Below are 13922 nucleotides of genomic sequence, written 5' to 3' on the forward strand. Positions count from 1 at the left end.
TGGTGGGAGTGCCGCACTCCGGCCGGGACCACGGTGCCGGTCGGACGGCCGGTGTGGAACACCCGGCTGTACGTCCTGGACGCGGGCCTGTCTCCCGTGCCGGTCGGTGTGCCGGGCGAGTTGTACATCTCCGGTGTGCAGCTGGCCCGCGGCTACCACGACCGCCCCGGCCTGACAGCGGAACGCTTCGTCGCCGACCCCTTCGGCACCCCCGGCTCACGCATGTACCGCACCGGGGACCTGGTGCGGTGGAACACGGCCGGCGAGATCGAGTACCTCGGCCGTGTTGATGATCAGGTGAAGGTGCGGGGTTTCCGGATCGAGCTGGGTGAGATCGAGTCGGTCCTGGCCGGGCATCCGGATGTCGCGCAGGCCGCGGTGGTTGTGCGGGAGGACCGCCCCGGCGACAAACGGCTGGTGGGCTATGTCGTTCCGGCTGCCGGTGCGGTGCTCGATCCGCAGGTTTTGCGTGCGCATGTGGCCGGTGTGCTGCCGGACTATATGGTGCCCTCCGCGGTGATGGTCCTGGATACGTTGCCGTTGACGCCGAACGGGAAGTTGGACCGTCGGGCCCTGCCGGCACCCGAATTCGCTGCGGACGGCATGGGCCGTGCTCCGCGTACTCCGCAGGAGGAGGTTCTGTGCGGGGTGTTCGCGGAAGTGCTCGGTGTCGAGCGGGTGTCCATTGATGACAACTTCTTCGAGCTGGGCGGCGACAGCATCCTGGCGATCCAGGTGGTGCGCCGGGCGCAGCAGGCTGGACTGAGCATCACGCCCAAAGACCTGTTCCAGATGAAGAACGTCCGTGGTCTGGCGTCGGTGGCGACTGTCTTCACCGACGACGTCTCGGAGGACGCGAACGCAGGAATCGGCGAGTTGCCGCCCACTCCGATGATGCGTTGGCTCTTTGAGCACAGTGGGCCGACCGCCCACTTCCATCAGGCGATGGCTGTACATACCCCGGCCGGTCTCACCTTCGACGCTCTGCGAGCGGCGTTGCGGGGTGTCGTGGAACACCATGACATGCTCCGGCTGCGTGCCACACGCAGCGCTGCCGGTACCACGCCGACACTTGAGGTTCAACAGCGCGACGAGGTCGATATCTGCGAGCGGGTTGATCGGATCGATGTGCGGGGGTTGTCAGACGAGGAGATTGACACGCTGACGCGTGCCGAACTCGACTCCGCTGCCCAGCGGCTGGATCTGGAAGCCGGCATTGCATTCTCGGTCACCTGGTGCGATGCCGGGCCAGGCGAGCGTGGCCGACTTTTGTGGGTCATTCACCACTTGGTCGTGGACGGGGTGTCCTGGCGGATTCTGATGTCGGACCTTGCGGCCGCGTGTGCCGCGTCCGCAAGCGATGTGATGCCGTCGCTGAGTCGCACGGGTATGTCCTTCCGGACCTGGGCCACGCAGTTGCAGCAGCTTGCCATGGAGCCGGATTGCGTGGCAGAGCTTCCGCTGTGGATGACTGCCCTCGGCAGCGATGAGCAGAGCCTGGGGCCGGTCGTGCTCGACCCCGCCCGGGATGCGTTCTCGACGCTTCGGAGTATCACGCTCTCCCTGCCCGAAGCACCGACTGCGGATCTCTTGACCACCGTGCCGGCAGCCTTCCACGCCACCGTTCAGGACGCGCTCTTGGCAGGACTGACTCTGGCGGTGGCGGACTGGCGACGACGCCACGGCCTCGGCCAGAGCACAGCCGTCCTGCTGGATGTGGAAGGACACGGCCGCGACAGCTTGCGGGTGCCGGCCGACTTGTCCTCCACCGTGGGCTGGTTCACCAGCCTTTACCCCATGCTGCTGGATGCCGGCGAGGTGGACTGGCCGGACATCTGGGCCAGCGGGGCCGACCTTGGCCGTGCTTTCAAGTGGATCAAAGAACAGGTACGCGAGTTCTCGGAGAAGGGCTCCGGCTTCGGCCTCCTGCGCTACCTCAACCCGGAGACCGAGACAAAGCTGGCTGCCCTGCCGAAGCCCCAGATAGCTTTCAACTATCTTGGCCGGTTCGACGTCTCGTCCACCCCAGGCGACGACTGGATGGCGATACCGGAGTTCGGCCTTGTCGGCGGCCGCGACCCGGGGATGAGCGTCGCTCACGCGATCGAGATCAACGCCGTGACCGAGAACCGGGTTGGCGGTGCACGCCTCACGGTCAAGTGGACCTGGCCGCAAGCCTTGTTCTCAGACGCAGCCGTGCGTGACCTGGCTGAGACTTGGTTCCGAGTGCTTGCCGCGCTCGCCACACACGCACAAGGCCCCGACGCAGGTGGTCATACGCCGTCCGACCTCTCCCTCGTCGATCTGAGCCAGAGCGAAATCGATGACTTCGAAGACGAGATTGGCTCTGAGTGGGGAACTTGGTGAACGGCTGATACGGAAGGCCGGTGGGCAGTCGGCCGAGTCCGGTGCCCGGGCAGCCGCCGTCGGCGATCGTCATGGTCTTGCCGACGGCAGCCTTGGCTCCGGATTCCTCCCCTGCCTTGCAGTCGTTGCGATCGCCCGGAAGTGGCTCCAGGGCGCCGCGACCAGCAGTGCGCGATCCACCCATGGCAGAGTCCACGGCCGACCCCCCGTGCCGCGTTCGCGGCCGCGCGGCGCAGTGCGGTCACCGACTTCCCGCCCTTGGGTGTCCGTTGTCGGCACGCATCAGATCATTCTGCTTTTGTTGCGCCGAGTCTTGCCCTCGGGTCCTTCATGTGTGGTGCCGACTCGGCAGCATTCTTCATCGCGCGCAGCAAGGGCAAGCATGACACCAGTACGAACAGGCCGAAGAGCGTGATGGATGTCAGCCCCACCGGTTGCAGCAGCTGCGCCGGGTCGGCCTTCACGGACGGCCAGTTGCTGACCCAGTTGGCGGCCACATCCAGTGTCATCACGCCGCTCCCCCACCAGATACCGCTTCGCTGCACAAGGCCCACGAGAGCCACGACCAGCGGATCGAGGACGACAAGGCTCACGAAAAACACCCGAATGAACGCGTGTGGAAACGCTGCGTAGGCATGGATTCCACCACGTACCAAATCGCTGATGTGAGAACACGTACCTTCAGCGAAACCAATCAGGTACACCACAAGAACCGCTCGTGCCCACCGTGGCAGGCTCGACCATTTCCCCCGCAAACACTGCCTCATTCAACAAGCCTATCCGCAGCCGATCACAGCATCGGACTTGCCTCCCCTTTTTGCGACCGCTTCGGAAGCAAGCCTTCGGCAGGCCCGACCGTCAGGATGGTCCGGAAGTAGCCGGCCGGGTACGGCTCCCCGACGGGGATTCCCTCGACTTCAACCCAGGCATGAGCCGAGAACGGATTGGTACGGACGCCTGTGCACCAGGTGGGCCAGGTGCCGCGTGCTCGGCACAGGAGGGCAGTGGCCACCGAGCGCTGTAAGCATGCCTGCCCTGCGCATCGCAGGCTGACCGCGACCACGGCTGCGCGTGCTGCCGCGGCCTGGTCCGCGGTGGCGGGTGCGGCACGACGGCGGGCGAACTCCAGTACCGCGCGCAGCTTGGATGGAGAGAGCTTGCTGAGGACCCTGGCAACGGCCACGGCCAGGAAAGGAACCAATCGGCGGTGCGGTGGCAGTCGATCACGGCGGGACAACGCCACTGGGATGCTCATGGGTTCTCCCGCAGCAGGTCGGCCGAGCGTAGGGAGGCCAGGAGAGCCGCGACGTCGTTGCGAGCGCGCGTCGTATCGACAGCGTGCTCGGAAGTGAGGGTCCGAGCCGCCCGCTCGGGCGTCTGGCCGCTGGTCAGGCTGCGGAGGACCGAAAGTCCCGTGGTGTTCAATTGCCAATAGCGACCGGTGCCTTCATGGAGAAGTACGGCTCCGTCGTCCGTCTCGGCGAGGGAGACCTGCGGGTTAAGGGAGAATGTGACGCTCACGTTCCTTCTGTCGCCTTTCGCTTCGGCCGAGGTGGCGCGCGGCACGGAACCAAGTCTCGCAACCGAGAAGTTGCTCGACGGCGAAGTGCCCGCTCAGATTGGCTTGTGGAGTGAGGAGTTGAGAGCGGACCACGTCTGATGAGATCAGACCCGCCCTGGCAAGTTCGGAGTCCGCGAAGAGCTCCAGGAGCTCGTCAAGGCTGCGGTGCAGCCCAGCCCGTAGATCCTCATCGAAGGAACCTTTGGTGGTTCGGGTGCGGACGCGTTCGGGCAGGGTGTCCCGCATCGCCGCGGCCAGCAGGGGCTTGTACTCCCACGGCGTGCAACGCTCGTGCATGCGCACGGCCAGAGCGGCCTCCACAACGCGGTCGTCGAGGTAGGGCTGATGCAGCCGGATCCCCGCCGTGTCGAAAAGGCGGGCAAACTGTCGGTATGCCGGTGCCGTAGCCCGCAGGGCCACCAGGAACTGGTGCTGACCACGGTCGTCGGCGAAGGGACTCGCGGTCTCAGCTGCCGTCCGCAGCTGAGATCTTGCCGCGTCGACTGCGGATTCCGTGACCCAGACCGGGGCGCGTAGAGGCATCAGGCCCCAGGCCAGTGGGGGCTGTCTGAGGGCCGGGGCTGGGTTCGTGAGGGAATCAGCCTCGGCGCGCCACCAGTCCTGTACCGAATCCGCGCGAGCCAGCTGCGCCAACATGTCGCGCAGGGGCCAGCGATTGAGTGCCTGGTAACCACGCAGATGACGCAGCGCGAGCCGCGGCTGCCGACGCAGCAGCCGGTGCAGATAGCCAGGGAACCTGCCGAACAGCTCATCCGCCCCATGCCCTGCGAAGTGTGTCCGCGAGCCGCGATCGGCAAGGAGGCCGACTGTGTGTTTCATGCGTGCCAGCGTCCGAGTGAAAGGGTATGGCTGTTCGGTGTCTGCCAGGTCTCCCGGATGCGCGAACAGCGCGGGCAGTTCGTGCTGCGGCACCACCATGTGCGAGGCCTGCACGAGCAGGGCCGCCGAGTGTGCCGCGAACATCGCGTCGTCGTTGCCCGCGTCTGCCTCGCCCCATCTGAAGGTCAGCAGCTGGTGGGCGCTCCGGGCGGCGAGGAAGCACAGCGCGGTCGAATCCATACCACCGGACAAGTCCGCGGTCACCGGGTGCCGACTGGAGGTGCGGCTGCGTACGGCGTACGACAGTGCAGCGTGCACCGCCGGCGCCCCCTCCTCCAGAGGGAGTTCGGGTTCCGGGGCTTGCCACCAACGGACCTCCCGTGCGCGCTCCCCTTCCATGATCAGGCAGTGGTCGTCGGGAACTGCGGAGATCCCGGACCAGACGCTCGCGGTTCCCAACGGAGCCGGGAGTCGGCCGCCGGTAGCCAATCGTGCCGCCAGGACGCCTTCGTCCACCCCGGCGCCGGTGAGCAGTGCCAGGGTATCGGGACGGTCGGACGCTACGGCGTGACCGTCCACCCGGGTATGGAACACCTGGCGTAACCCGGTGATGGTGCCCCGGACGCTCGTTCCGTCCGGGGAGGTGACGATAAGGTGATGACTCCCGGGAAGTTGCCTGGCCAGCGGCCCGACATCGCGCTGCTCACACACCCGTTCAGCCAGCCGGGTGAGCTGTGTGGTGGTGACCGGGCAGTGTCCGATCACCACCACACGTACCGAGCCCGCCTGGGCCTGAACTATTTCGTCTGCCCCCCACCGGCCCACCAGCCAGGGTCTGCCCGACGGGTGGGTGATGACCTGCGGTGACTCATAGAGCCACGTGGTGTCTGTGGGGCAACCGTCGGGCAGGACGACGAACCCGGTGCTCATGTCACTCCGTCCGAGTCAGCCGGTTCGTCACCAGCCCTGGCGGGCCAGGAAGTCGGTGTGGTTGCTTCCGAAACCGAGCGTGTCCTCCGAGAACTCTCCGACGGCGGTCAACGCGGGCGGTTCGTAGGCCTGCTGAGTCGTCGGTTCCTCGCGCAACTGCTGGTTCTCCATGGTTTTCTCCTTCCGTACGGGCCCCATGCGGGGCCACCGGGCGTGGACCGCCCGGAAGCCGAGGTGGTTCCACGACGCCTGTGCCCGGCGTCCTGACAAGTCCCCAGTCGGCGCACTGGTATCAGGTTCAAGAAACACCGGGTGCAAGGCGCCGGGATCGATATCACGACGATGCCGAACTCTTTCAATAAGTCACCGATTCACCGCGGTCGCATGTTTCCGTCGCTGCCGCGTCGAGTTCACCGGCGCTCTCGACGCGCCGTACCAGCAGGTGATGACGAATGAGTACTACAGCCAACGCGCAGGCGACAGGGACAACGCCTCAACGACTTGTATGCCTCGGGGAACAACGCGGCTGTTCGACCCGGGGTAAAACTCGCAACCGAAGTGGTATCTATCGGCACCCTGCAGGGAGCTCACCGATGCGCATCACCGTCGCAGGGCGCGTCCGACTGATCTCAAAGTCGGCCAAATGCCACTGAGCGGTCGAGCGCCACTGACGTGAGCAAGGAGGCGTCGACTGCATCGCATACGGACTTACCAGCGGGAATGCCACGGCGATCCAAGGCAGCACCCGGCCCGCCGCCATTCAGCGACGATAAGCATCGCACAACGCCCAACAAGCTCTTCCCCCGGTCCCCGCTGGAAAGCGCGGCATAGAAATCAGCGGCGCAACCATCCGCCGCTCTTCCGATCAAGAGAGTTGCACCTCGAAAGACTCTCGCACAACCGTGCGAGCTGTAGATGGCCGAATACTCACCCCAAGGTCTTCCCCGGAATTCCGCCGGAAGACCTTCAGAGAAGCAAGAATCCGGCTACTCAAAGTAGTGTCACCTGACTAACGCCCCTCAGACTGATCACCTGACGTGGCCTCCCCGGTTCGCAGCGCCGCCCGCGGCAGCCAGGACCGGGGGGCGGTAGGCCAGAAATGATCGCTCTCGCCGTACGGCCGTCATGTCAGACCGCTTGGTCACCGTCCTGCCGGAGCAACGTGCGGGCTTCAGCGTGCAGGGCAGCGTTGGCCGGCGCCACTGTCCGGCCGGGAGTGCGTGTCCTCGACGCCTCGCACCCCCGAGTCGGCCCGTCACGAGCGGGCGGGACAGGCGTACGCGACAGGCCTCGAAGGCCTTCGTGACGATCGCCGCAGCAGAGCTCAATTGCCCGACTCTCAGGCGGAATTGCATGCCTCCCGGATCCGGCGGCTGCAAGGTGGCCCCAGGCACCGCAGACGGAAGCCGCGTCAGCCGGTGCCTGGACGACACCGGCTGAGCGGATCCAATTCCCTCTACGGGGGTGCCCATCGCGACAAACCGGCGCCATGCTTTACCTCGGAGAGGCACCGCATACCGGCCGACTGCCGCTTCCCCCGGAGAGGATGGGCGGCCCACCGGTTGGATATCCTCATCCAAGCTCTCGCGCCAGTGCGCCAGCAAGCGGATTCCGGACGCATCACTCGAACAGGTGAGCATAATCGTTTCACTTGTTTCATTGCCATCTCCCGCGCCACGCCTACGCGGCATTTTGATAACTGCCTTGCTCTGCACGGCAGTTCACCTCGATGACGTCACGGCATTCGCCACGTCATTGCCCGTCCCACCGAATTCCGACACCCTGCACGACCACGAGGACTCGGCCTTCCATCGCCCTGACCTGCGGAGCGCCAACACAGGGACGGCCAATTCCAGGAGATCAGTGCGTTCCAGTGCGCCCGGGCCTCAGGAGCGCGCAAGGAGTCCGCGTTCCAGGGCCACGACGACGGCGCGAGTGCGGTCGCTGGCGTCGAGTTTCGCGAAGACCCGCGGAAGATGCGTCTTCACCGTGGCCTCGCCGATGACCAGGCGACGGCCGATCTCGGCGTTGGACAGACCGTCGGCGACCGCGTGCAGCACGTCCCGCTCGCGGGCGGTGAGCACGACCGGCTCGGGGCGGCGCGTCCGGGCCACCAGGCGCTCCGCGACCTTGGGCGCGAGGACCGTCTCACCGCGCGCCGCCGAGCGGATGGCGTCGGCGAGCTGCTCGCGGGTGGTGTCCTTGAGGAGGTAGCCGACGGCGCCCGCCTCCACGGCTCGTTCGATCTCGACGTCCGTGTCGTACGTGGCGAGGATCAGCACCCGGGTGGCCAGCGGCAGGGCGACGATCTCGGTGCTGGCGGCCACGCCGTCGAGCACGGCGTGCGCAGGTCGAGGAGGGCCACATCGGGGGCGAGCCGCTCGACGAGGTCGACGCCCTCGCGGCCGTCGCTCACCTCGCCGACAATCTCTATCGTGGGCTCGTTGGCCAGCAGGGCGATGACTCCGGCGCGCATCACGGCGTGGTCGTCGACCACGACCACGCGGATGAGGTCGTACGCGGTGTCGGTCATGGTCAGTCCTGTAAGAGCGCCGGAAGGCATACGGGTAGATCAGCGAGCGGTCGAAAGACAGCGGCGAACCGTCAGGGCCACGGACATCCGTGGTCAAGAGAGGGATGTGGTCGACCCACCGCCGCAGGGTTTTGGGAACTCGTCCCCGAAGACCTCCGGGACGAATTCGAGCTTGCCAGCTCGCCGAGGTTCGCGACGTGGTTCTCTGTGCGGACTGTGAAGTCGCGTGTTGCCACGGGCGTGCCCTTGTCTCCCGTGCGGTCGCCCGGCCCAGAACCAGCGGCGTGCCGGACAGGGTAGCCCGGTGGTGGCCTGGCGAGATGGGCTGTGTTACCCGAAGCCTTCGTATGACAATGCAGTTTCTCCAGGGGACATCACCTAAACCTGACATATACACACAGAAACAGCACGTCCGGACTAAAGGTCAATTCGAGCCATATGGCTGGTCGTGGTTTCTTGTACGCGCCGGGCGCCGACCCTTGGATGGCCCACGGAGGCCGTGCCGTCGGCGGGGCCGCTGAGCGAAGGCGGGTGCATCTATGCCACAGATCCGGACTGCCGCAGAACGCCTGGAGCGAGTACGTGAAACGTTGGAGGGTTTCCAGGGAGCGCGGGCTGGTTCCCGGGCCGCGCGGCGGCTGGGCCTGAGCCGGGGCCAGAATCTGCTGATCGGGGCTGCCCTGCACGCTGCGGCCCGACTGGACAAGGGCCTGGAGCCCACCGAGCTGGAAGCGCAGCTGCTGGGGATGCTGCGGGCCGGCGCGGACGACGACGCGGAAGTCGCCTCCTGGGGGCGCCTGTTCGCTGAGCAGCGCTCGGCGCGCGGCGGAGTGAAGGTGTTTCCCGCCGCGATCAATCAGCTGGATGTGAACACCGGGTACAGCACAGAGGACCTGCGGACGGACCTGGCCGAGGTCACCGCCGAGATCGTGGCCCAGCCGAACGTGGAGATCGTCGACGTCACCCAGACCACGCCCGGCGAGTCGACGGACAGCGAGGAGTTCCTCAAGGCGCTCGCCGAGTACGGCGGCGGTGTCACGGTGCTGACCACACCTGAGGAACGGCAGATGCGGGCAGCAGTGCCCGTCCTGCCGGTGAAGGTGGTCCTGCAGCCTTCTTGGTTCCGGTGTGAGCGCCGGTCAGGCGAGTTGGGCCACGACGAGATCTACTGGGCACTGTCGGCGGGCGCGGACTCCAACGCCAAGAAGTCCGGCAAGACCCCGGAGTTCGGGTCGGTACAGACAGGTAGCGAACGCCAGTTCACCGGCTCGCACGCCTTCACCCTGGCCGACACGACGGTGCGCGGTCACCTGTCGCTGAACATCGAGTGCTGGGAGGCCGACAACAGTTCGGGCGGCTTCTACAACAAGATGCGCGAGGTCCTGGCCACCATGGCCGAGCGGCTCGCGGAGGGCTCGCAGTCGCAGACGTACTCCCCGCCGGAACACGGGGGAGACAACGGGGAGGGATGGGCCGCGCTGCTGGCCATCGTCCTCGGGCTCGTCAACCTGCTGCTGGGCTGGCTGACCAACGACGACGACCTGGTGTGCGAGCGCTCCATCGGCCTCAGCCGGGCCGCATTGGACCGCTACTTCACCGCCGCGGGACGCGATGAGCAGTGGCTCTTCGACGGCGGCCGGGGGGGTAGTCACAGGCTCTACCTACATGGCAAGGTCACCCCGGTCACGGTAAAGGTGCGCTACCGGTTCGTGGGCCAGACAGGGAGCTGGCACGGGGAGGCCCCCATCGGAGACCAGCGCAACATCGCCGCTCCGCCCGTCGGCGTCTCCTACAACGCCACCCTTGGCATCCTCTACGCCGACGCAGCCACGAACGCGCTGTTCTGGGCCGGTCACGGAAATAATGCCGGCAGCGGCTTCCACGGCGTACGCACTGCCGTCCCGCCTGGCGCGGCCGTGCACGACGGCAAGCTGTACTGCGCCCACCTGGGCCTCGACAACCGCCTGTGGTGGAACACTCTCACCAACACCACGTGGAGCGGCCCCACCGAGTTCTACGGCTGGGGCACCCGGCACAGCCCGGCGCTGGCCGTGCACAACAACACGCTGTACTGCGCCCACACCGGCAACGACGGGAGCGTCTACCTCTCCGCCTTCAACGGCAGCAACTGGGGCAACGCCGTCAAGCTCGGGGGCTGGAAGACAACGAGCGCCCCGGCACTGACCTCCCACGCAGGCCAGTTGTACTGCGCTCTTCGCGGCCTCGACGACAAGATCTACCTGGCCTCCTCCGCCAACGGCACCTCCTGGGGGACGGCCACCGTCGTCAACAGCGGATGGCTCACCTACGACGCCCCCGCTCTGGCCTCCTTCACCAACAAGCTGCACCTTGCCCACCGCGACCGCAGCGGCACCCTGCACGTGGCCGCACAGAACGGGGCCACCTGGTCAGCCACCCAGCTCCAGACCGGCGGATACGGCGCCCCCTCCCTCGCTCCCCATGACGGTCAACTCTTCGTCCTGTACGCGTAACCCTCAACTGAGTCCCCCGTCACAGAGCCTGCGCGTTCCGCGGCAAGGTTCTGAGAGCGCGGTGGAACCAGGGTCCCGTGGCCGGGGGCACCGATAGTTCCGGCGTGCGGACTGAGAAGTGTGTGCGGGGGCTGAATCCTCGCGGCCCAGCCCCGCACGCGTGCGGTCACATCCGTGGGCCTACCGACCCAGTCGCAAAGCGCGGGCCAGGAAGTTGTTCGCCCTCGTCCCGGGGTGCCTCACGTAGGTCGCGACGACCACACGACCATCGACCTCGAAACGGAAGCGCACTCGCCCGGCGTGGCCGGATGATGTGCGGGCGGGTGCCCTCGAGTACGTATAGCGTCGCCGGGTGGTTGCAGGTGACGACCCCTTGGAGGCTGCGCGGCCCCTCCTCGATGCGCCACCCGATGTAGGCGGGCATCGAGCCGGGCGCCAGAGTGCGGGCCATGTCCGCGACCCGGCTGGTGCGTTCCCGCAGCCGGGGCGCTCCGGCTCGACCCGGACAAAGAGCGCTTCATCCGCGAGGCATGCGAGCTGAGGAACAACCAGTGGGAGAGCAACGTCGGTGAGCTTGCGGCGCGGCTCGGGGTGAAGCCGCAAGCGATCCGGGACGTCGTCCACCGGCGCACCTGGGCTCACGTCGTGCAGAGCGTTCAGCATTACCTCACCTCCTCGGGTGGAGATCGGGCCCGTGGCCGATAGCGGTCACGGGCCCGTCGCGCTGTAGGAGCGGCTCCTGGCCCGCTGTCACAGGGTGCGGCGCACCGCCCGGCAGGCGACCCCTCCTGATGTGATCAGGAGGGGTCGGGGGATGGGTCGACCTCCGCCATGACGGCGTCGAGGAGGCCCGGGAAGCGGATCTCGAGTTCCGCCCGGCGCAAGGACATCAGCCGGGCCTTGCCGCTGATGCGCGTGGACGTGATGCCCGCCTCGCGCAGGATCCGCCAGTGGTTCGTCATCGTGGAGCGCGGAACGTCGAGGCCGGTGGGGCTGCACGTCACCTCGCCGGCTGCCGCCAGGCGCCGTAGCAGCTCCAGACGCACAGGGTCACCGAAGGCATGCAGCACGGCCGCCAGGTCGAAGTCCTCGGGCTTGGGCTGATTCAGGGTGCGCATGCCTTCTCCTCCGGTTCCGGCCCTACTATAGGCATCGATTCGACGTTTCGAGAAAGTCGAATTGATCTTGGGGGTGGGGCATGCCTTGATGCCGTCTTCCTACGGCGACACGGAGGCCGCGAGCATCGAGGGCTTGCCGCTCGTCGCGGGGAACGCCGGGGCGCTGACCACCTCGTCCGACTGTTGCAGCACCTCGACGTCTGTGACGCACAGGCACCAGCCAGGAGAACACCACCCATGACCCCCTCCACATCCACGGCTCCCGGGGGAGCCGCAGGCATGGCCGGCCCGGCGCCGTCCGTGAAACTGACGCACCGACAGATCCTGACCATTCTCAGCGGCCTGGTGCTGGGGATGTTCCTTGCGGCGCTGGACCAGACCATCGTCAGTACCTCGATCCGGACGATCGCCGACGACCTGCATGGACTGAGCCATCAAGCGTGGGTCACCACGGCCTACCTGATCACCTCGACGATCAGCACGCCGCTGTACGGGAAGCTGTCCGACATCTACGGGCGCAAGCCGTTCTTCCTGACCGCCATCAGTCTCTTCATTCTCGGCTCCGCCGCCTGCACTCTCGCCACCTCGATGACCGAACTGGCAGGGTTCCGCGCCTTCCAGGGCATCGGCGCGGGCGGTCTCATGTCACTGGCCATGGCGATCATCGGCGACATGGTCCCGCCGCGTGAGCGCGCCCGGTACCAGGGCTACATACTCGCGACGTTCGGCTCCTCCAGCGTGCTCGGTCCGCTGATCGGGGGCTTCCTGGCGGGCCAGGGCAGCATTCTCGGCATCACCGGCTGGCGGTGGGTCTTCCTGGTCAACGTCCCGATCGGTCTCGTCGCCCTCTTCGTCGTCGCCAAGGTGCTGAATCTTCCGCACACCCGGCGCGAGCACCGTATCGACTGGTGGGGCGCCGTCACCATCGCCATCGGCGTGGTGCCGCTGCTGCTCGTCGCCGAGCAGGGCCAGAGCTGGGGCTGGACCGCGACCCGATCGATCGTCTGCTACGCGACCGGGGCGGTCGGGCTGACCGTGTGGGTCTTCGTCGAGCGGGCGATGGGCGACGAGGCGCTCCTGCCGATGAGACTGTTCCGCAGCGCCATGTTCAGCAAGATGAGCCTGCTCTCCGTGTTCGTAGGCATGGGCATGTTCGGCGGCATGATCATGATCCCGCTGTATCTGCAGATCGTGAAGGGTGTGACGCCCACCAGGTCGGGCCTGCTGATGCTGCCGCTGTCGGTCGGCATGCTCGTCTCGACCCTGGTGGTGGGCCGCATCATCCGCAAGACCGGCACGTACAAGATCTTCCCGGTCATCGGCTCCGCGCTGATGACGGCGGCGATGGTGCTCCTGCACTTCCGGGTGCAGTGGGACAGTCCGCTGCCGGAGACCCTGGGGTGTCTGGTCCTCTTCGGCGCCGGGCTGGGCGGCTGTTTCCAGGTCCTCATGCTGGCCCTGCAAAACGCTGTCGAGCCCAAGGACATGGGTGTCGCGACCGCCGCGGCCACCTTCTTCCGGCAGATGGGCGGCACCGCCGGTGCGGCGATCTTCCTCTCCGTGCTGTTCAGTACCGTCAGCGGCAAGATCGGCTCGGCCTTCCGGGCCGCCTACCACACGGCCGGGATCCAGGAAGCGCTGCACGACCCCGCCGTGCTCTCCGACCCGGCGAACAAGCCGGTGCTGGACATGCTCAAGCACCCCCAGGCCGCCGGCGGGAACGGCTCGGGAGCGTTGGACGACTCCTCGTTCATCCAGCACCTCGACCCCCGGCTGGCCGAGCCGTTCAAAGTAGGCTTCACGGACTCGCTCCATGTCGTCTTCCTGCTCGTGGCCGGCGTGATGGTCCTCGCCTTCCTGGTGGCGGCGTGGACGAAGGAGGTGCCGTTGCGCAGGGTCTCCGGTCTGGAGGCACGGGCCGCCGAGGAGCGTAAGGGTCCGGCATCTGGCACCGCGTCCGATGCCCGGCTCCCGCGGGGCTGAGGCAACGCCGCGACACCAGCGTGTGCGCCGCCGGGTCCCGAGGGACGCGGCGCGCCGGTGGCGAACCGCGTCATGACCACTCGGGCTGCCGACGCACC

At 67.0% G+C, this 13922-nt stretch carries 9 protein-coding genes and 2 pseudogenes; 3 read left to right on the forward strand and 8 right to left on the reverse strand.

Annotated features, from left to right (window positions below):
- Nucleotides 1-2367 (forward strand): condensation domain-containing protein (locus tag AB0L95_RS17235; protein ID WP_365162505.1); only part of this gene is annotated, 2367 nt, incomplete at its 5' end.
- 34 nt (nt 2368-2401) lie between these two features.
- Here the strand turns inward: AB0L95_RS17235 and AB0L95_RS17240 are convergent.
- The 7 genes and pseudogenes from AB0L95_RS17240 to AB0L95_RS17270 all read right to left on the reverse strand — a co-directional run.
- Nucleotides 2402-2512, reverse strand: a pseudogene (locus AB0L95_RS17240) (IS5/IS1182 family transposase); the annotation flags it as partial.
- Between the two features lie 142 nt (nt 2513-2654).
- Nucleotides 2655-2960 carry a hypothetical protein gene (locus tag AB0L95_RS17245; protein ID WP_365162506.1) on the reverse strand — a complete coding sequence of 102 codons (306 nt, stop codon included), beginning with the start codon at nt 2958-2960 and terminating at the stop codon, nt 2655-2657.
- A gap of 197 nt (nt 2961-3157) precedes the next feature.
- Nucleotides 3158-3622 (reverse strand): lasso peptide biosynthesis B2 protein, encoded by a 465-nt coding sequence (locus AB0L95_RS17250; protein ID WP_365162507.1) that lies wholly within the window; start codon nt 3620-3622, stop codon nt 3158-3160.
- A complete protein-coding gene (locus AB0L95_RS17255; protein ID WP_365162508.1) occupies nt 3619-3888 on the reverse strand; it encodes a lasso peptide biosynthesis PqqD family chaperone in 270 nt (89 codons plus the stop codon). Before AB0L95_RS17255 ends, AB0L95_RS17250 begins: the two co-directional genes overlap by 4 nt.
- The gene (locus tag AB0L95_RS17260) at nt 3866-5698 is read right to left on the reverse strand and encodes an asparagine synthase-related protein (protein ID WP_365162509.1); all 1833 of its coding nucleotides are present in this window, start codon (nt 5696-5698) and stop codon (nt 3866-3868) included. Before AB0L95_RS17260 ends, AB0L95_RS17255 begins: the two co-directional genes overlap by 23 nt.
- Nucleotides 5699-5725: 27 nt before the next feature.
- A complete protein-coding gene (locus tag AB0L95_RS17265) occupies nt 5726-5869 on the reverse strand; it encodes a lasso RiPP family leader peptide-containing protein (protein ID WP_365162510.1) in 144 nt (47 codons plus the stop codon).
- 1715 nt (nt 5870-7584) lie between these two features.
- A pseudogene (locus AB0L95_RS17270) lies at nt 7585-8231 on the reverse strand (response regulator transcription factor).
- A 590-nt stretch (nt 8232-8821) separates the two neighbouring features.
- On the opposite strand from AB0L95_RS17270, the gene AB0L95_RS17275 reads away from it, so the two are divergent.
- Nucleotides 8822-10723, forward strand: a complete 1902-nt coding sequence (locus AB0L95_RS17275) for a hypothetical protein (RefSeq protein WP_365162511.1) — start codon at nt 8822-8824, stop codon at nt 10721-10723.
- 797 nt (nt 10724-11520) lie between these two features.
- On the opposite strand, the gene AB0L95_RS17280 is transcribed toward AB0L95_RS17275, so the two are convergent.
- Nucleotides 11521-11841: a helix-turn-helix domain-containing protein gene (locus tag AB0L95_RS17280; protein WP_365162512.1), complete on the reverse strand. Its 321-nt coding sequence runs from the start codon at nt 11839-11841 to the stop codon at nt 11521-11523.
- A 237-nt stretch (nt 11842-12078) separates the two neighbouring features.
- Here AB0L95_RS17280 and AB0L95_RS17285 point away from each other — a divergent pair, with 237 nt between their 5' ends.
- Complete coding sequence (locus AB0L95_RS17285) at nt 12079-13824, forward strand: MDR family MFS transporter (RefSeq protein WP_365162513.1); 1746 nt, start codon at nt 12079-12081, stop codon at nt 13822-13824.
- Nucleotides 13825-13922 lie beyond the last annotated feature (98 nt).

Source organism: Streptomyces sp. NPDC052036 (assembly GCF_040680495.1).
Taxonomy (GTDB): Bacteria; Actinomycetota; Actinomycetes; order Streptomycetales; family Streptomycetaceae; genus Streptomyces.

Coding starts and splice junctions, on each gene's coding strand:
- AB0L95_RS17285 (WP_365162513.1), top strand. CDS start 12,079: ATGACCCCCTCCACATCCACGGCTCCCGGGGGAGCCGCAGGCATGGCC.
- AB0L95_RS17250 (WP_365162507.1), bottom strand. CDS start 3,622: ATGAGCATCCCAGTGGCGTTGTCCCGCCGTGATCGACTGCCACCGCAC.
- AB0L95_RS17260 (WP_365162509.1), bottom strand. CDS start 5,698: ATGAGCACCGGGTTCGTCGTCCTGCCCGACGGTTGCCCCACAGACACC.
- AB0L95_RS17265 (WP_365162510.1), bottom strand. CDS start 5,869: ATGGAGAACCAGCAGTTGCGCGAGGAACCGACGACTCAGCAGGCCTAC.
- AB0L95_RS17280 (WP_365162512.1), bottom strand. CDS start 11,841: ATGCGCACCCTGAATCAGCCCAAGCCCGAGGACTTCGACCTGGCGGCC.